Source organism: Shewanella sp. ANA-3 (assembly GCF_000203935.1).
GTDB lineage: Bacteria > Pseudomonadota > Gammaproteobacteria > Enterobacterales > Shewanellaceae > Shewanella.
Map to the genome: position 1 here is coordinate 1,348,179 of NC_008577.1, position 18,782 is coordinate 1,366,960.

The following is an 18,782-nucleotide window of genomic DNA, read 5'->3' on the forward strand; positions in this document are numbered from 1 at the left end:
CGATGGCATCCTCAGTTGATGCAGACTAAGCTTAGGAAGGCGATGGGAACGCTGCGGCTCTAACGGTAAACTCATTGCGTTAGACATTCTAGATGAGGACGAGAACAACCGATTATGGGGCGACTATTGTGCCTAGGTTCGTTTTTCAGCTTAGCCATATCCTGCTGTTATGTATTTTTATTTTCCCCGCTTTAGGTGTTCCATCTGAGGCCGGAGCGCCCGTTTGCTTAAATCCCCTCAAAGTGGGTTATAACGATTGGCCGCCCTATGCCTGGGAAGATCCACAGGGGGAGGCGCAGGGGTTAGATGTGGAGCTGCTTCGCGCCTTTGCCGAACACTTAGGCTGCGAGGTCACTTTTATCAATGTGCCGGCGAAGCGCTCGCATCAAATGCTGAAAAGTGGCTCCTTAGACATGATGATGGGCGCCACTAAAACCGCTGAGCGTGAAGAGTATGCCTTATTTTCCGCCGCCTACCGTGATGAAACCGTGCGTTTATTTGTATTGGATGAAAACAAAGACAAGATCCGCTTAACCCAGTGGCAGGATATTTTTAGCCAAAAACTGCGTTTGTTAGTGCCTATCAGTGGTTGGTATGGGGTGGATTATGAGCGGACACGGCAGCGCTTGGAGCAAGAGCATCTGTTGATACTCAGTCCCGATGCCGATAAGTCGGTGCAAATGCTCACCTATGGCCGTGCGGATCTGATTATTGGTGATGCCATGGCCATGCCTTATATCGCCAGTCAGCATCAAGGGGTGAGGTTATCACCGCTAAAGCCAGTGTTGGACCGCAACCAAATTCACTTAATGCTCAGCAAGCAAACCCTTTCATCAGCGCAATTAAAGCAATTTAATGCTGCAATTAAGGCGTTAAGTACTAACGGTGAAATAGCCCGAATTGTATATAAATGGCAGCAAATTTCGTTGGCGCAGCAAACGAAAACCAGTCATCAGTTTAATTCGCTCTCCGTGCAATATGCCGACTTACTCACCCTCGATTAGACCTAGGAAATACCGTTAAGATTATCGGTATAGCAAATGGTAAGCCTATGACACATTTGCTAAAACTTCTGTTGCCTTCAGTTACTGCTCTCTCTCTCAATTTCTGCTAGCTTGTGGGATTACTTTGCCAGACTTTGGGTCATCATTCGTCAATCACGCCCACTAGAAAGTCCATTGCTAACAATAACAATAGGATAGAGATTACACATGAAACTTCGTCATTCTGTTGCCTGCTGCATGCTCGCCCTTGGCACTTTGTCCGCAGCCCACGCCATCGCTCAACCTGCCAGCAATCAAGGTTATTACCGTGCGCCAGCATTGCATGACCAAACCTTAGTCTTTACGGCCGAAGGCGATCTTTGGACTCAAACGCTCGGGCAAAAGGCGGCGACGCGCCTGACCACTTTACCCGCCGAAGAGTTAGGTGCGGCCATCTCCGCCGATGGTAAATGGGTGGCTTATGTCGCCAATTATGAGGGCGCGAGTGAGGTTTATGTCATTCCTGTCGCGGGTGGTGTGGCCAAACGAGTGAGTTTCGAAAACAGCCGAGTGCGCTTGCAAGGCTGGACCGCAAAGGGCGAAGTGCTTTATTCCACCGACAGTGGCTTTGGCCCTGCGAACAATTGGATGTTGCGACTGGTTAACCCTGAGACCTTGGCGACGACCGACTTACCACTCGCTGATGCGGTGGAAGGGGTAGTCGATGCCAATAATCAATATGTGTACTTTACCCGTTTTGGCCTGCAGGTCACCGGCGATAACGCTAAGGTTTATCGCGGCGGCGCTAAGGGTGAGTTATGGCGCTTTAAACTCGGCGGCAAAGACGAGGCGCAGTTGCTCAGTGGTCAGCATCAAGGTTCGGTGCGTCAGCCTATGCTATGGCAAGACAGACTCTACTTTATCAGCGACAGCGATGGTAACGACAATCTCTGGTCCATGGCTCTGGATGGCAGTGACGCGAAACAGTTGACCCAATATAAAGATTGGCAGGTGCGCGGCGCGCGCATGGACCAAGGTAAAGTCGTGTTCCAGCAGGGCGCCGATATTCATGTTTTTGATATCGCCTCTGCCAAAGACTCATTATTAGATATTGAATTAACGTCCGATTTTGCCCAGCGCCGCGAGCATTGGGTAAAAGATCCTATGGATTTTGCGACCTCAGCGAACCTTGCGCTTGCGGGCGATAAAGTGGTTATCACCGCCCGCAGCCATGTGGCGATTGCGGGAATTGATGGTTCACGTTTAGTGCAAGTGGCACTGCCTGGTACCTATCGCGTGCGCAATGCGATTATGAGTCAGGATGGTAAATCGGTTTATGCCATCAGCGACATGAGTGGCCAGCAGGAAATTTGGCAATTCCCTGCCGATGGCAGCAGCGGCGCGAAGCAACTCACCAAAGATGGCCATACCTTAAGAATGACGCTGAGTCTGTCAAACGATGGCCGTTACCTTGCCCACGACGATAACGATGGCAATGTGTGGTTGCTGGATCTGAAGAAAAATTCCAATCAAAAAATCATCAGCAACGGTGAGGGACTAGGCCCCTATGCAGATATTCGCTGGTCGGCCGACAGTCGTTTTATCGCGTTAACTAAATCCGAAATCGGTAAGCAAAGGCCACAAATCGTGCTGTATTCTGTGGACGAAAATAAGGCACAAACGCTCACCAGTGACAAGTATGAGTCCTATTCGCCGACCTTTAGTCGCGATGGCCAGTGGTTATATTTCCTCTCCAATCGCCAGTTTACTGCGACACCAAGTTCACCTTGGGGCGACCGCAATATGGGGCCAGTGTTTGATAAACGCAGCCAGATTTTTGCGATTGCTTTAGTGAAGAATGCCAAGTTCCCCTTCAGCAAACCCACTGAGCTGACGGCTAAGACGGCGGAAAAGACAGACTCTAAAGATAAGCCGACGCCAGTAAAAATTGATTGGGCGGGAATTGGCGAGCGTTTATGGCAAGTGCCTGTCGATTCTGGCAATTACAGCCAGTTAACTGCGATTGATGGTCGTCTCTATGTGCTCGACCAAGCCATTGGCGATGACACTGAGCCTAGCTTAATGAGGATTAAGTTTAGCGAGCAGCGCCCTAAAGCCGAAGTGTTTGCCGAAGACGTGGCGAACTACAGTGTGTCCGCCGATGGTAGCAAGTTGTTGCTGCGCAAAAAAAGCAATGAAAAGTCGCTGCTGATCGTCGATGCGGGCGACAAGTTGGGCGATACCGAAAATGCCAAGGTGCAAACGGATCAGTGGCAATTAGCGATTTCACCCACCCTAGAATGGCAACAAATGTTTGAAGATGCTTGGTTAATGCATAGGGACTCCTTCTTCGATAAGAAGATGCGCGGCCTCGATTGGCAGGCGACCAAGGCCAAGTACCAGCCGCTACTTGACCGTTTAACCGATCGTAACGAGTTAAACGATATCTTTATGCAGATGATGGGTGAGCTAGACTCGTTGCACTCGCAAGTGCGGGGTGGCGATCTGCCAAAAGACCCAGACGCGGCCAAAGGCGCGAGTTTAGGCGCGCGGCTACAACAAACTAACGATGGGGTAAAAATTGCCCATATCTATCGTAATGATCCTGAACTGCCAAGCCAGGCATCGCCCTTAAGCCGTATCGAAGTCGATGCGAAAGAAGGCGATATGTTACTCGCCATCAATGGCACTCCTGTGACTAATGTGGCCGATGTGACTCGTTTATTGCGTAATCAGCAGGATAAGCAGGTATTACTCGAGCTTAAACGCGGCGGCCAAAACCATAAAACCGTGGTGATGCCGGTTAGCACTCAGGTCGATAGCCAATTACGTTATTTAGATTGGGTTAACCACAACGCAGGTGTCGTGACCGAGGCGAGTAAGGGCAAGATTGGTTACCTGCATTTATACGCCATGGGCGGCGGCGATATTGAGAGTTTTGCCCGTGAGTTTTACACCAATTACGACAAGGACGGTTTGATTATCGACGTGCGCCGTAACCGCGGTGGTAATATTGATAGTTGGATCATCGAAAAACTTTTACGCCGCGCTTGGGCATTCTGGCAGCCAACCCATGGCACGCCTAATACCAATATGCAGCAAACCTTCCGTGGCCATTTAGTGGTGTTAACCGACGAGCTAACGTACTCAGATGGTGAAACCTTCTCGGCGGGGATTAAGGCGCTGGGCATTGCTCCGCTCATTGGTAAGCAAACTGCGGGCGCAGGCGTGTGGTTATCGGGTCGTAACTCACTCACAGATAAAGGCATGGCGCGGGTCGCCGAATATCCGCAATATGCGATGGATGGCCGCTGGGTACTCGAAGGACATGGGGTAACACCGGATATCGAGGTGGATAACTTACCCTTTGCGACCTTTAACGGCCATGATGCGCAGCTCGAAACGGCCATCAGCTATCTTAAGGATGAGTTGATTAAGCAGCCTATCCCCGCATTGAAGGCGCAGCCCATGCCAGCGAAAGGAATGGCAGAAGACATAAAAGCTAAGTAATTAGCTTAAAAAATAGAAATTTAACTAAGGTTTAAGTTAGCCGAGTTAAGCTGGCTTGGTTCAATGTTAGGGTGTTGTCTTGTGGTTCCCGAGACAACACCTTTTTTTATGCCCACTCATTAATGTTTTCGCTGGCATCAACATAGGCTTGCAGGGTGTTGACTTGTTGTTGATTCGCCATTTGCTCCACAGTTGCGGTTCTAGCCGGATCGTTGTGACTCAAATAGTAAGCCGTGGGAGCCGAAATCCCATCGTTCGTTCCCATCGCGATATTGACCATGTCCGATGCGACCTGATACTTCATTTTGGTTGCTTGAATATGAGCATATTGCTCAACACCCGCCTTCACTTTGCTTAAGTCTGGCGCATGAGGTTGTGGGATCGGGTCCACCTGCGACAGTTGTTTCGCTTCATTAGATAGGGTCACAGTGCTCGCGCTGGCGGGTGCGGCTGTTGCCGTACCCGTCGTGGCTGTTGCTGCTGGCTGTTGATAGGGGGTTGCGGTATTACGATAGGCTTGGATTTGCATAGCTTACCTCGAGTGTGGGCGTGCGATATGGCGTTATCATACGGTAACCGAGCTTGAGCTAAGCTGAACGGGTGGGAAAATAGGTCATCGGAGAGGGCAAGTTCATCGCAATAAACTTGCCCCAAATCGTTAAAACTTAATTTGAATGTCTGTCGCTAACGTATTGGCGATAAAGCAGTTTGCGTGTGCTTTTTCGTGAATTTTCTCAAGAGTCTCAGCAGAAACCTCGACACCTTCGGCAAACACTACCTTAGGATTTAAGATCATTTTTGTGACGGCAAGCTTACCAGTCTCGTTTTTACCCAACTCTGCCGAAGCCTCGTCGACATAGGAGGCGACAGGGAGACGTTTAAGATGAGCAATGGCGAGGAAGGTCAACATATGACAGGAGGATAAGGCTGCAAGCAGGCTTTCCTCTGGATTAACCAAGTGTTCATTGCCCTTGTACTCGGGGGCGGAAGATGCCTGAATCGTTTGACCGCTGCCAAACGTAATGCTGTGGTCACGGCAGAATTCGCCTTCTTCGGCTGGAGAGGTTTGCCAATTCACCGTTAAGTTAAAGCCCATGTTTTTCTCCTCATAGCAGGACATCAGGGCACTATAGCTTAGCTAAAAAGACTTCTCCAGCATGGGGCGCACAGTTTAGTGCGCCGCCTTTGAAACGACTTAGATCCCACCCGTTAACAACAAGCTGCAAGTCAGTACACTGCCGGTGACTATACCGATGGGAAGATGGCGCGGGCTGTAGCTTAGGGTCAAAATCACTAACATCGCGGCCAGCGAGATGATCCCCATAAATAAAATGCTGCCATAGGCCCAACCTTGTCCCTGAGCGCAGGTGCTTAGGCTGATGATTAATAACAGCCAAGCAAACAGGGTTAACAGACGGCTCTGCCACTGCGATGGTGGGCGCTTAAACACATCCTTAAAATGGCCAAACTTGGCTAACGCAAACAGCGCAAGGGAGAGATAACTGAGCCCGAGAATGCCGAGCACTGGGATAAATTCTGGCATCATGATTTTGCTTCCTCCAAGGGAGACGACGAGGCAAGTTCGTTAGCATAACTCGGATCAGGTTGTTTTCTCCTGACTTTTTCAACTGCTGTGGTATTTTTTCGACTCGGCTTTTGCAGTGTTTTCACCACGGCCGAGAGTCGAGTGCTCGCAAAAAGCATGGCACAGCCCAGTAACAGCGCGAGCACATCAAACCCCACCAGTGCCCATTGTTGGCTGCGGATATTATCAATTAAGTGGCTCGGAGACGTGGCCGCATTTAACAGCGGCAGTGCGCAATAAAGCGCTCCGATAAGCATCAAGGCGAATTGCCAATGGCGTCGGCTTCGACCGAAAAATGCCCATACGCCCATCACTCCTAAGGCGATAAAGAAACTGTGTACTTCCCAGGCTGATCGGGCGGCAAAATCCGTTGGTAATAGGCGGTTTGCATAGAAAAATGCCGCCGCGCCCAAGGGCAAGCCTAAGATAAACATGAAGTTTAATCCTTCGACTAAGCGCAGGCCACGGCTTGCTTTCTCGCCTTTATCGATTGCTTTTTGCTGTTTCTGGCGCAGACGAATCGCCCACATTAAGGTGCCCGTTGCGACCATGGCGCAGCCGAGTAAGCCACAGAAGAAGAACAAAATACGTAGCAGTGGCGCGGCAAAACGCGCAGTGTGCAGTGACATCATAGTGTCGTAGGTCACGACGGTTGCCGACATCTCATGGGGGCTGGCGTACTTGAGTTCACCCGTGACACCGTTAAACACTAAGAGTGTTGATTCGTCGGTGACGTCTTTACCGGTATTTTGGTAGAAGGTCACTTGGCTATTTTGATCTTTCGGATAGGAAACAATCACCTGCTTGATAGGTGCATCGCCCCATTCTGCCTGAACTTGCGGCAACAGTTGGCTCAAGCGCACTTGCTTTGCCTGAATGCCCGAGGCTTTTTCTGTCTGTCTTGCCGGATTGAGTTCTTTTAAAAAGGCTTGATTATCCTCAGGATAAGCCGTGCTTACCGTCCATGGGATATAGATCAGCATTAAGGTGATTAAGCCAGTATAGGTGATCATTAAATGGTAGGGCAGGGCAATCACAGAGCTGACATTATGGGCATCTAACCAAGAGCGAGCGCCCTTGTTCTGACGAAAGCTAAACAAGTCTTTAAAGATACGCTTATGGATAACGATGCCGCTGATAAGGGCAATCAACATAAACATAGTGCAGACACCCACAATGTAGCGCGCCGTAATGGCTGGCATGTAGTGCAGGTCGAAATGTAAACGGTAGAAGAAGTCACCGCCGCGGCTATCGCGGACATCGGTGATCATGCCACTGCCATCGGCCTTGGTGACATGCTGCTCGATTTTGCCACGGCGTTGACCCTTTTCAGGCGGCAGTTGCCACGCAAAGCTCAGCATGGGGCTTCTATCGGTTGGGAAATTGATTAACCAGCGTTGGGTTGTCGCAGCGGAATGCGCTTCAATATAGTCTTGACCTTGGTCAAGCTGACTCGCTACTTGATTCGTTTGATAGTCTTGAAAGGCGCCGCGGTGGAGTTCTGGCTCGGCCCAAAGGCTCATTTCATGGCGAAAATAACTCAGGCTACCAGCAAAAAAAATCAGCAGTAATACCCAGCACACGAGCAAACCCGCCCAAGTGTGCAGCCATGAGAGGGTTCTAAAAAAAGTTTCTTTCATCTTACTGTCCACACACCTTAAGCAGAGCAAAACATAGGAGGCTAAATAGGCTTAAGTCACGCCACGCATGCCAGGTTTTACGCACACAGAAGGCGTAAATGATGGCGATGGCATAAAACAAAAAGGCCAGCATATTGGCGGTTAAGGTGCTTTCAAATCGAGACATTGGCAGGACTTGGGTCAACATACAGGCTAGTGTTGCCGCAGCGATATAACCCGCTAATAAAGCGGCAGTGGCGCGCACAAACACCTGCAAACCAAACTGGGTCTGGTCTTGCTTAATCCAGCGAATGACGGCGTGAAAATAACTCGTCACAGCGGAAGCTGAGGCTGCCGATGTTGGTGTATTGGAAACTGGGATATGAGACATAAGTGCTGCTTATTTCAGTCAATATTAAAACCGTTATGGCGATGTGCCATATCATGCATACCACTCCATTGATTATTCTTATGCCTAACCCAGTCCACTTGGGTGCATGAGCAAAGGAGAGTCGCTACTCGGCTTGAAGTATAACCTAGTTTACTTAAATGATAAACAATATCATTTGCGTTTATCTGTGAGATCCCTAACGAATTTGTGACAGCGTAAACATCACGCTGGAGTCGTTTAAGCGGCAAACATTTCATAATGTGCAATTTGTCACAAATGTTTGGTTTTATTGATGTGATTGATCTTGCTTGTTTAGAATTTGGTTAATTTTTATGCTGTCACTGTGAGCTTAATCAAAGCAGGCGTTCTGTGCTTTTGGCAAAATGCGGCGCAACTTTCACATGGAATCCGTTAGTGCGCCCTATGCAAACACATTCAAAAAATGGTGAAAAACACCTATCCGAAAACGCTATTCTCCTCTCGACGACCGATCTGAAAGGCAACATTAAGTATGTTAATCAAACCTTTTCGCAGATCAGTGAATATAGCGTTGCCGAGTTGCAGGGGAGCCCGCACAACATAGTGCGCCATGGTGATATGCCATCAGCCGCCTTTAAAATGCTTTGGGAGCGGATAAGAAGCGGCAAACCTTGGATGGGGATTGTCAAAAATAGAACAAAAAACGGTGGCTATTACTGGGTGAATGCCTACGTCGCCCCAGTGTACGAAAATGGCAAAATTCATGAATATCAATCCGTTCGCCGCCAAGCAACGCCAGAACAAATCAAGGCGGCCGAGGAAATCTACCAAGGGATCAATCAAGGACAACAGCCCAAGGCGCTGAAAAAAGACCGCTTAGGATTTCGCGGAAAAATACTCATGGCGATGTTGTTTACCATCGCTCTAACCGCTTACTTGGCAACGTATTCGCCCATTTTAGCCGCCCTTGCTGGTGGACTGCTTGCCTTGGGTCTGTGGTACATGCTCATGCAACCCTTTCAGGCATTAGTGCAGGTGGCCAGCAATATTATCGATGATCCCGTTGCTATGGGGGTTTACACCGGCAGGCAGGATGAAATCGGTAAGCTAGATCTGGCGCTGCGTTTTTTGATCACCGAAATTGGCGGCGTAGTGGGCCGAATGGCGGACTCTGCCAGTGAGATCCAAGAGCAGAGCGTGAATCTTAAACAAACTATCACCAATACATGGGAGCATGCCGATAGCCAGAGCGCGCAAACCACGCAGGCGGCAACGGCGATGGAGCAAATGAGCGCCAGCTTTGCCGAGGTAACGGATAATATCCATCGCACCGCATCCGAGATGGTTTCTAGCCATGAGGCGGCGCAGCGCGGTCATTCACGGCTTGAAACCGTTATCGAGGCGATACATCAACTGAGTGTGCAGGTGAGCCATTTCTCCGATGTGGTGCAAACGATTGAGCAGGACAGCCAAGCGATTCATCAAGTGCTAGAAGTGATCCGCGCGATTGCCGATCAAACCAATCTGTTAGCGCTGAATGCCGCGATTGAAGCGGCGCGGGCAGGGGAAAGCGGTCGCGGTTTTGCGGTCGTTGCCGATGAAGTCCGGCAGTTATCTAGCCGAACCAGTCAGTCGACCTCACAAATTGAGCTGATTGTAAGCCGCTTTAAAGACAGCACACAAAAAGCAACCTCAACCATGACGGCCGGACAGGAACAGGTTAAGCGCTCTGTGTCCTTGGCGCAGGATGCCAGCATTGCCTTTGGCGAGTTGTTATCTTCTATCGCTCGCATCAATTCCTTAAGTGATGACAATGCCGCAGCCATGACGCAGCAGGCATCGGTGGCGGCGGAAATCAGTCGAGCCATCCATGTGATCAGCGATTTGGCGCAGCAGAGTTTAGAGCAGACACAGGATGCGGCGGCGAGGGGCGATCAGGTTTCGCGCTTATCCACTAAAACCCACCATCTGTCGCAGCAATTTTGGCAGCAGAGCGTACAACGTAAGTATTAACCATTGTTATTTGATTGGTTGGTTTATATTTTTTGTTGCTGATTATAAATCAACCAGTTAGCTGTTTTTTAAGTTCCCTTCGCGTGTCATTTCTTTGATAAGTCTCACATTTAGCGACTGCTAATACCCGTTTAGCTCGAAATATTTGTCTAGGGGGCTTGTGTTTTATTTGCCATGCCCCAAGCTCTAATAGTGAAGCGAAAAAAAGTAAAGACACTAAAAGGGACACCCTATGAAAATTAATCTTTCTGGTCACCATGTCGATGTTACTGATTCTGTAAAAGAACACGTTAACGAAAAGTTTTCTAAAATCGCCACTCATTTCCCCACACTCATCGGCCTCGATATCATTATTGCTAAGGAGCATGGCGAGTTTCAGGTTGAAATTCGAACAAATTACGAAGGTAGTCGCATCTCAGCATCGGGTACGGATGAAATCATGTATCCCGCGATTGCCGCCGCAGCCAAAAAACTGGATGCAGCATTAAAACACCGTAAAGGTCAGTTAAAGGCAGACTTACATGAAAAGCCAACCTGCACCACAGCACCTATCGCCCACGAAATTATCCAAGAGATGGATTTGCGCTAGGATTAAGCCTTAGGATGCAATAAAAAAGGGCCAACTGGCCCTTTTTTATTGGTTGCGATTTGTCTTAAATCAAATGGTTAAAGGCAGAATATTTAGAGCCTGGCATTTATAAGCCAATCCTTAAACTTGCCGGATTTCTTAAATCAAAGAGAGCTGCAACCCCTTAAGCACGGCTTGGGTGCGGTCACGGCAATCGAGTTTAGCCAGTATGGTGGAGACATGGTTTTTGACCGTGCCTTCGGCCAAAAACACTGCATTGGCAATTTCTTTATTGGAAAATCCCCCCGCCATAAAACCTAAGATCTCCCGCTCGCGTTCGGATAATAAGTCGTGAGTCGGGCCGCTTTGCGCTGTTGCAGAGGATTGCTGCATCTGTTCTAACACTGATGGTTCAATCAAGTGTCCGCCCTGAGCCACGGTTTCGATGGCCTCAAGTAATTTATCCAGAGAGACATCTTTCAATAAGAAGCCATTCGCGCCCGCCTGCAGGCTATTTAAAAACAATTCGCTGTCATCAAAGGTGGTTAACATAATGACTGGTATGGAATTTTGTGCAGCGCGAAGCTGTTTTAGCAGACTGATACCATCGAGCACAGGCATGCGTATATCGCTTAAAAGCACATCTACGGCATCGGTTTGCAGTCGTTTTAGCGCCTCTTGACCATTCTCTGCCTGCCAGCTCACCTCGATATGCTGTGAGATGGCAATCAAGCTGGCGATACCCTGACGTACAAGCTGTTGATCTTCCACTAATCCTACTCTGATAGTGCGCGCCGTGGGCTGACCATAGGTTGTGACTTTATGCTGAGATTCCATGGGGGATTCATTCCTTGATTAAGCGTGTCGGTTTACATGGCGCATTACAATGCGTTGCAGCGCGGCAGACGAATCATTAGCGAGCAGCCTTGAGTACGCGAACTATCTACGCCTGCGTGATTAGCTTGCAAACGCGCACTGCCGTGAAAGGGGGATAACCTTTCTTGCATGCTACTTAGCCCAACGCCCTGAGAGGGGCTTTGGCTAATTCCTTGGCCATTATCTTTAAGGCAAATGATAAGCTCCGCCTGCTCCTCTTGCATCGACAGCGTGAGTTGATTGGCATGGCCATGGCGCACTGCATTACTGATCCCCTCCTGCAGCACGAGCAATAAGGCTTGTGCCAGTTCAGTCGACTGGAGCGGCATTAACGATTCGTACCGCAGGCTAACATTGGGCAAACGGCTTGCAATGGCATCGAGCGGCGGCGTTAAATCGAGACCAATATTCACCCGCTGCGCCCGAACTACGGCGCGGATGCTCTCTAATAATTCCTTGGCAAGCGATTTACTCTGATTGACTGTGGGTTTGAGCTCCGAAGGCGCTTGATGACTTAAGAGCTCAAGTTGCAACGATAACGCCGTGAGCTGGTGGCCGAGAATATCGTGCAGATCCCGTGAGATCCTCAACCTTTCTTGCTGCTCGCTCGTTTGGCTCAGCAAGGCTCTGGTGGCGATAAGTTGTTGATTAAGATGTTCCTGTATCCGGCGAGACTCGCGCTCGGATAATCTCGCTTGGCTACTGCTGTAGGCAAACAGTTGAAACCCCATATAAATAAGCACATTAATCATCACATTGTTTGAGGTTTGGGTGTGCAGGATCAGGTAATAACCAAGATTGGCCAATAAGATCTGTGCTATTGCGACGCGGCGATTAAAAAATTCTGGCAAGAGCGAGGCCCAAATTACCAGCAGAATGGGGAGCAATGGATGTTGACTCAACAGCATCAATCCGAAGACGCTGCCGATGAGTGCGGTACTTAACAGCCTGCTCAGATTGAGGTTTTTTCGGGGAAAGTCCTGTGTCGTTAATAACAAGAAGAGCAAGATAAACAAGGAATACAGGGTGATATGGCTAAAGGTCGCGAGCGTGGGGAGCTTTGCTTGCATATCCTGATTGAGCCCTAGCCAAGCAACGAGCGCCCAGGTGAGGCTGCCTGCGCCAATCAGCATAGTTTCTGCTCTGATTAATCGATTTCCCTGCACTGATTGGTTTCCTTTTATTCATGTTGCACCCATTCTAAGGCAAGAATGCAATAAGTCACTAAGTCACTAAGTCACTAAGTCACTCAGTCACTAAACTAACTAAGTGTCACTGTGGCAAAGGTGGCACAGTGTCAGTGGCTTCATAAGCAATTTGATTTATTTCATTAAATTGTCATCAAACTTGGCTTGATCTTCTTAAGCTGCTGGCATAATTTGGCTTTATGCACAAATTTGCCGTTTACTTCACCCACACTACGACCACAACTGCTTCGGCGGTGCGTGCGTAGCGATTTGTGCTTCAAAAAATCGATTACTCAACCCCGCCCAAAGTGGCGGGGTTGTTTTTTCCGTCTTTTGGGCAATAACGCTGGAGAATGTGATGGATAACATGAGCTTGCCTAAAACTGCGCTGTTAATTATTGATATGCAGCAGGGACTGTTTTACGCCGATGCGCCGCCCTTTAATCGGGAACAGGTGCTAAATAATATCAATCTGTTAATTGCCAACGCCCGCGAGGCAGGGGCACCGATTTGGGCGGTTCGCCATACCGGGCCGGAAGGTTCACCCATTGCTGCCGGAACGGCAAATTGGCAATTGATAGAATCCTTAGCGATTAATCCGCAGCTGGATAATATCTTTGATAAAACTAAGCCAAGTTGTTTTTATCAAACCGGATTTGCAGAGGCGTTAACCCATGAGGGGATCAGCGAGCTGGTGATAGTGGGGATGAAAACCCAGTATTGTATCGATACCAATTGCCGGATTGCGGCTGAACTTGGCTGGCAGGTGGTGTTAGCCGACGATGCGCACACTTGTATGGATACGGCGCAGCTCTCGGCTGAGGCGATTATTGCTCACCACAATGCCACGCTCCAAGGCGCCTTTGTGCGTTTAGCTAAGAGTGCGGATATCGTATTTCGTTGATGCCAACAAACAAAAACGCAGCCCTTAGGCTGCGTTTTTTGATATCAGAATCAACTTATTCTTGAATGTCTGCGTTGTGATACACGTTTTGTACGTCGTCACAGTCTTCTAATGCGGCAATAAACTTATCGAATGTTGCAACATCTTCGCCTGACACTGGGGTCATGTTTTGTGGTACGAAGGTGATGTTTTCCACTTCGAAGTTGATGTCTGGCATCGCATCGGTCAGTGCAGTTTTCACTTTGAAGAACTCAGTGTGCGGCGCGATAACACTGATCATGCCGTTTTCCACTTCGACGTCGTTTACATCGGCATCGGCCATCATCAGGATCTCGAGGATGGCATCTTCGTCTTCACCAGGGAATACGAAAACAGCAGATTGATCAAACATATGGCCCACAGTGCCTGGGGTGCCGAGTTTGGCATCGTTCTTCACGAAGGCTTGACGCACTTCGGTGAAGGTACGTTTTACGTTGTCGGTTAAGCAGTCCACGATAACCATGCAGTTACCTGGGCCGAAACCTTCGTAACGCGCAGTATCATAATCTTCACCGCCACCACCTTTGGCTTTATCGATAGCACGTTCAATAACGTGTGCTGGCACTTGGTCTTTCTTAGCGCGTTCGATTAAACGGCGAAGTGATAAGTTGCCGTCTGGCTCAACACCACCTTGTTTGGCGACTACGTAAATTTCTTTACCGTAGCGCGAATATAGGCGGGTTTTCTGGCCAGCTGTTTTCGCCATGGATTCTTTACGGTTTTGATATGCTCTGCCCATCTTGATCTCGTTAGCTCAAAAAAATTGCGCCGATATTAGCAGTTTTAAGTCTGATTGTGCAGTCACTCTCGCGGGAATTATTGCGGATAAAGCGATGGATACCACATTTTAAGATGGCATTTATTGCTGACACTTTTGGCTTGGGGAAATAGGCAATTCGGTTATATCTATACTAAGGTCTAATGCCATAAGCGCGATAGAGTGCTGATGATAGCAAGATAGTTTATATTTCCTATGGGCGAATAGTTCAATTTAGTCAGAGGGATAGACTCACTTTATCGTTCTCAATCTTGCCTATTTCGCAAAGCTTTGCGAATCGAATGGCAAAGGATAGCCAGTGAATGTCCGCTTCTCTCACTCCCCTAGTGCGTGTATTCAGTGAGAAACATTATGGAATTACAACATAAAGTCGCCATTGCGCTCAGCTTTGTTTTAGTCGTACTCAGTAGCCTCCTTCTCAACGCGATAGCACTGTCTGGTTTCACGCAGGCGCTGATCTTGGGGGGAATTGTCTGTGCTTGGGTGCTGTGGATAGTGCAGCGCTTAGTAAGCCATTCCACGCCAAAATCTGAGCAAGTGACGAAGGCATTCAAATCAGTTAACTCGCCAGAGCATGAGATCAGCGTGCAAACCAGTAAGATTGCGATTGGCTCGGCCGAGGTGTCGCATTTTATTGACCTATTGAATAAATCCATCGAGTCCAATGGCGAACATGCCAGTGCCATTGCGGTGGCGGCGTCACAGTTAAGCCATACCACGGCGCTGTTAGGCGACAATGCCACGCATATTTTAGGGCAAACTCAAGAGGCGGAGCGTTTAAGTGTGCAGGGGCGTACCCAAGCACAAAAGGGCGTATCGGCGATAGAATCCCTCAGTGGCGACATCAATACCGCCGCACAGCAGGTGCAAGCACTAAAATCTAAAGCCGAACAAATTCAAAAAATTACCGAGGTGATTAACTCTGTTGCCGAGCAAACGAATTTACTGGCTCTCAATGCCGCCATTGAGGCCGCTCGGGCGGGAGAGCAGGGGCGTGGCTTTGCCGTGGTCGCCGATGAGGTCCGCAGCCTTGCGGGCAAAACGGCGGGCGCAACCAAAGATATTGGCAAGATGTTGCTCGAGATCCGCGCCGAAACCGATAAAACCTCGGGACTGATGGAGCGGGTTGTCTCGCAAACCGCCGATGTGGTGATGGCAATGGGTACACTCGATGGCCACTTTACCGACATTTCTACATCCGTTACCCATTCGGCGCGGGCTCTGGGTGATATGGAAGACTCACTCAAACAATATAACCACACCACCAATGAGATAAGCGGTTCGGTGAGCCAGATCCGCGACTCCCTTAACGTCACAGGCAAGCAAAGCCACAAACTCTCGGAGCAGGCGTTTACCCTGTCTTTAACCACTGAGGGTATTTTCAGAGCCCTAGCGAATTGGGATACCCACACCTTTGACCAGCAAGTGTTATTACTCGCCAATGAAGCGGCTAAAGCCTGTGGCGAAAAGCTCTCCCAGGGATTAGCTAATCGTAGTTTTACCGAGACTGAATTGTTTAATCCACAATATCAACCAATTGCGAATACTCAGCCACAAAAATACAGCACGGCCTTTGACCGCTATACCGATCAACATTTTCCTGCCATACAAGAGCCAATCCTCGCCAAGCACAGTGAGATAGTGTATGCCGGCGCCGTGGATAGAAAAGGTTATTTCCCAACCCACAATAAGCGCTTTAGCCAAGCCTTAACCGGTAAGGTGGAAATTGATATGGTGCATAATCGCACTAAGCGTTTGTTTAACGACCCGACCGGAATACGCTGCGGCGCCCATACTGAGCCTGTGCTGCTGCAAACCTATAAGCGAGATACCGGGGAAGTGATGCATGATTTGTCCGTCCCGATTTATGTCAATGGCAAACATTGGGGCGGTTTTAGGGTTGGATTTAAGGCGAAATCTTAATTAGTGTGTTTATTCTAAATTTGTTGCATAACGACGCAGAATAAAATGTTGACTAGTTGTGATCTTTGGCGCGTATTTGCTTAACAGAATAGAAATAGTTTGGCATCTATTTGTCGAAGTGCTTAAATAACTGGATATTCATGGCGCTAAGATTTTCCTAAGGGTTGTATTTAGGCTTGTCGCATGATGTTTTTATAGTTTTTTGATTTTAAAAGGTAAAATGCATCTTGGAGTTTTGTTGTTATAAGAGATGAAGGGAGACTCTTGCCACTTTGATCGATAGCAGTAGATTCTGCTTAATGTGAGTTAAAAGTTATGCAAGCAACACAAGCGACAGTTACCGTTTTGTATTATGACGCGCCAGTCGGGTTAATTATGCACAACGCGGTGTTAGAAGGTTTACCTGTGAGCGATTCCGGTCGTGTGATGATACCTGCGAGTTTTCGTAAGGGAAAATCCATCATCGCCGTGCTTGAAGGTGAGTGTAAAATATTGAACTCACTCGGTGAGCGGGTATTTGCGCAGGCTAATATAGGTTAATAAAAACGAAAAATAGCACTGGCAACACTTGAAACTTAAAGGACGATAAGTGGATTTATCGTCCTTTTGCGTTTTTGGGGCGGCTTAACTAAGCACGCCGCTTTTATCTGCAGACATCATCAAACAACTTATCGGCCAATTGCTGTAGGATTTCCGCCTGCGGATGGGTATGGGCAAAGGTTCTTAACCCATAAATGCCCATCATCAAGTATTGCGCCCGCTGCTCACTGTTAAGCTCGCCATGCAACATCCCTTGGGAGTCCGCTAATTCAAATTGTGCCGTCAACGCATACTGCCAAAGCATGAGGTTTTGACTGATAATGTTTTGGATTTCATCATCTTGCTCTGCAATTTCATTTAAGGCTTTAGTGAGCAAACAAGCTTGCTGGCTATCGCAGCTTAAACATTCGACCACGATATTGTCTAAGTAGGTCTTTAAATTACCCAGCACGGGACGGCCATTGGAGAAGATAAGCTTGAACTGCTCGTCTCTATCCTGCTGATATTGCTCGATAGCGGCGATGAGCAACCCACGCTTATTACTAAAAGCGCAATAAATGGAGCCGGGATGTAATCCCGTTGCTTGGGTCAGATCCTGCATGCTGGTTTTGGTGTATCCCTTGTGCATAAAGGCGGCCATCGCTCCCCTGAGCACCTGCGCCCTATCAAACTCTGCGTTTCGCATTGCAATGTCACCTCTCACCGATACTTGTGCTGATTCTAACTAATTTTGAACAAACATTCAAAAATGTTCTTGAATGATCGTTCAAATAAGAATATCTTGAATGCACATTCAAGAATGGGGCAACACCAATGACGATTGAACATGCAGCGAATTCCGTGGGTAATTTATTCGATACCTACAAACTTAATGACACTATTACCTTAAAAAACCGTATCTTAATGGCGCCATTAACGCGCTGTATGGCCGATGCGGATTTAGTGCCGACCGATGACATGGTGGCTTACTATGCTCGCCGCGCCGAAGCGGGATTGATTATCTCCGAAGCGACGATCATTCGCCCTGATGGTCAAGGTTACCCAAATACGCCCGGCATTTTTAATCAAGCGCAGATCGCCGGTTGGCGTAAAGTAACGGATGGTGTGCATGCCAATGGCGGCAAGATTTTTGTGCAGTTATGGCATACCGGCCGTGTCGCGCACCCACATTTCTTCGGTGGCGGCGATGTACTGGCGCCTTCGGCAGAAAAAGTAGAGGGCAGTGTGCCCAGAATGCGTGAGCTGATCTATGTCACTCCAAAAGCGGCAACTCTTGAAGATATTCAGGGCTTAGTCCGCGATTATGCGAAAGCGGCTGAAAACGCGATTGAAGCCGGATTCGATGGGGTTGAGATCCACGGTGCAAACGGATATCTAATCGATGCATTCTTACACCATGACAGCAACCGTCGTACCGATGAATATGGCGGCACACCTGCCAATATGTCACGCTTTGCCTTAGAAGTGGTTGATGCGATTGCGGCGCGTATTGGTAAAGACAGAACCGGTCTTCGTATTTCTCCCGGCGCCTATTTCAATATGGCTGTCGATAACCGTGACCGCGCCGTGTTTGACTACCTATTACCTGAGCTTGAAAAACGTGAACTGGCCTTTGTGCATATCGGTATCTTCGACGACAGCATGGAGTTTGATTACTTAGATGGCCGTGTTTCAAGCTATGTGCGTGCTAACTATGGCAAAACCTTAGTGGGTGTAGGTGGCTACAGCGCCCAATCGGCAAGTGAAGCGATTGCCGCCGATAAGTTTGATTTAATTGCGATTGGTCGCCCCTTTATTGCCAACCCTGATTATGTGGCAAGAGTGCGCCAAGGTCATGAATTGGTGACCTATAGCGATGAAATGCTGGCAAGCTTGGTGTAACTCAGA

General features: G+C 48.6%; 17 protein-coding genes. 8 read left to right on the plus strand and 9 right to left on the minus strand.

What is annotated here, in order from left to right; genetic code table 11:
• The first annotated feature begins 125 nt into the window (after positions 1-125).
• Together SHEWANA3_RS06030 and SHEWANA3_RS06035 are read left to right on the plus strand one after the other, a co-directional pair.
• On the plus strand, positions 126-1,004 hold the full coding sequence (locus SHEWANA3_RS06030; protein WP_041412958.1) for a transporter substrate-binding domain-containing protein: 879 nt from the start codon (positions 126-128) through the stop codon (positions 1,002-1,004).
• A 207-nt stretch (positions 1,005-1,211) separates the two neighbouring features.
• A complete protein-coding gene (locus tag SHEWANA3_RS06035; protein ID WP_011716240.1) occupies positions 1,212-4,493 on the plus strand; it encodes a S41 family peptidase in 3,282 nt (1,093 codons plus the stop codon).
• A gap of 106 nt (positions 4,494-4,599) precedes the next feature.
• On the opposite strand, the gene SHEWANA3_RS06040 is transcribed toward SHEWANA3_RS06035, so the two are convergent.
• The 5 genes from SHEWANA3_RS06040 to SHEWANA3_RS06060 form a co-directional block, all read right to left on the minus strand.
• Complete coding sequence (locus SHEWANA3_RS06040; RefSeq protein ID WP_011716241.1) at positions 4,600-5,022, minus strand: hypothetical protein; 423 nt, start codon at positions 5,020-5,022, stop codon at positions 4,600-4,602.
• 129 nt (positions 5,023-5,151) lie between these two features.
• On the minus strand, positions 5,152-5,589 hold the full coding sequence (locus SHEWANA3_RS06045; RefSeq protein ID WP_011716242.1) for an OsmC family protein: 438 nt from the start codon (positions 5,587-5,589) through the stop codon (positions 5,152-5,154).
• Positions 5,590-5,688: 99 nt separating this feature from the next.
• Positions 5,689-6,039, minus strand: a complete 351-nt coding sequence (locus SHEWANA3_RS06050) for a DUF3325 domain-containing protein (protein ID WP_011621934.1) — start codon at positions 6,037-6,039, stop codon at positions 5,689-5,691.
• Positions 6,036-7,718, minus strand: coding sequence for a PepSY-associated TM helix domain-containing protein (locus SHEWANA3_RS06055; RefSeq protein ID WP_011716243.1), 1,683 nt, complete (start codon positions 7,716-7,718; stop codon positions 6,036-6,038). Before SHEWANA3_RS06055 ends, SHEWANA3_RS06050 begins: the two co-directional genes overlap by 4 nt.
• 1 nt (position 7,719) lies before the next feature.
• Complete coding sequence (locus SHEWANA3_RS06060) at positions 7,720-8,088, minus strand: DUF3649 domain-containing protein (RefSeq protein ID WP_011716244.1); 369 nt, start codon at positions 8,086-8,088, stop codon at positions 7,720-7,722.
• Between the two features lie 423 nt (positions 8,089-8,511).
• Between SHEWANA3_RS06060 and SHEWANA3_RS06065 the strand changes: the two genes are divergently transcribed.
• A complete protein-coding gene (locus tag SHEWANA3_RS06065; protein ID WP_011716245.1) occupies positions 8,512-10,080 on the plus strand; it encodes a PAS domain-containing methyl-accepting chemotaxis protein in 1,569 nt (522 codons plus the stop codon).
• A gap of 232 nt (positions 10,081-10,312) precedes the next feature.
• On the plus strand, positions 10,313-10,669 hold the full coding sequence (raiA, locus tag SHEWANA3_RS06070) for a ribosome-associated translation inhibitor RaiA (RefSeq protein ID WP_011716246.1): 357 nt from the start codon (positions 10,313-10,315) through the stop codon (positions 10,667-10,669).
• Between the two features lie 138 nt (positions 10,670-10,807).
• Here the strand turns inward: raiA and SHEWANA3_RS06075 are convergent, their stop codons facing one another.
• On the minus strand, positions 10,808-11,485 hold the full coding sequence (locus SHEWANA3_RS06075) for a response regulator transcription factor (RefSeq protein WP_011716247.1): 678 nt from the start codon (positions 11,483-11,485) through the stop codon (positions 10,808-10,810).
• A gap of 44 nt (positions 11,486-11,529) precedes the next feature.
• Positions 11,530-12,690, minus strand: a complete 1,161-nt coding sequence (locus tag SHEWANA3_RS06080) for a histidine kinase (RefSeq protein WP_011716248.1) — start codon at positions 12,688-12,690, stop codon at positions 11,530-11,532.
• 379 nt (positions 12,691-13,069) lie between these two features.
• On the opposite strand from SHEWANA3_RS06080, the gene SHEWANA3_RS06085 reads away from it, so the two are divergent.
• Entirely contained in the window at positions 13,070-13,615 is a 546-nt protein-coding gene (locus SHEWANA3_RS06085) for a cysteine hydrolase family protein (protein ID WP_011716249.1), read from the plus strand.
• 55 nt (positions 13,616-13,670) lie between these two features.
• On the opposite strand, the gene SHEWANA3_RS06090 is transcribed toward SHEWANA3_RS06085, so the two are convergent.
• The gene (locus tag SHEWANA3_RS06090) at positions 13,671-14,393 is read right to left on the minus strand and encodes a YebC/PmpR family DNA-binding transcriptional regulator (protein ID WP_011716250.1); all 723 of its coding nucleotides are present in this window, start codon (positions 14,391-14,393) and stop codon (positions 13,671-13,673) included.
• Between the two features lie 390 nt (positions 14,394-14,783).
• On the opposite strand from SHEWANA3_RS06090, the gene SHEWANA3_RS06095 reads away from it, so the two are divergent.
• Both SHEWANA3_RS06095 and SHEWANA3_RS06100 read left to right on the plus strand, forming a co-directional pair.
• Positions 14,784-16,355 carry a methyl-accepting chemotaxis protein gene (locus SHEWANA3_RS06095; RefSeq protein WP_011716251.1) on the plus strand — a complete coding sequence of 524 codons (1,572 nt, stop codon included), beginning with the start codon at positions 14,784-14,786 and terminating at the stop codon, positions 16,353-16,355.
• A 315-nt stretch (positions 16,356-16,670) separates the two neighbouring features.
• Positions 16,671-16,895 (plus strand): TIGR02922 family protein, encoded by a 225-nt coding sequence (locus tag SHEWANA3_RS06100; RefSeq protein WP_011621944.1) that lies wholly within the window; start codon positions 16,671-16,673, stop codon positions 16,893-16,895.
• A 103-nt stretch (positions 16,896-16,998) separates the two neighbouring features.
• Here SHEWANA3_RS06100 and SHEWANA3_RS06105 read toward each other — a convergent pair whose 3' ends face one another.
• Entirely contained in the window at positions 16,999-17,580 is a 582-nt protein-coding gene (locus SHEWANA3_RS06105) for a TetR/AcrR family transcriptional regulator (protein ID WP_011716252.1), read from the minus strand.
• A gap of 128 nt (positions 17,581-17,708) precedes the next feature.
• Between SHEWANA3_RS06105 and SHEWANA3_RS06110 the strand changes: the two genes are divergently transcribed.
• On the plus strand, positions 17,709-18,776 hold the full coding sequence (locus tag SHEWANA3_RS06110; RefSeq protein ID WP_011716253.1) for an alkene reductase: 1,068 nt from the start codon (positions 17,709-17,711) through the stop codon (positions 18,774-18,776).
• Positions 18,777-18,782: the final 6 nt, after the last annotated feature.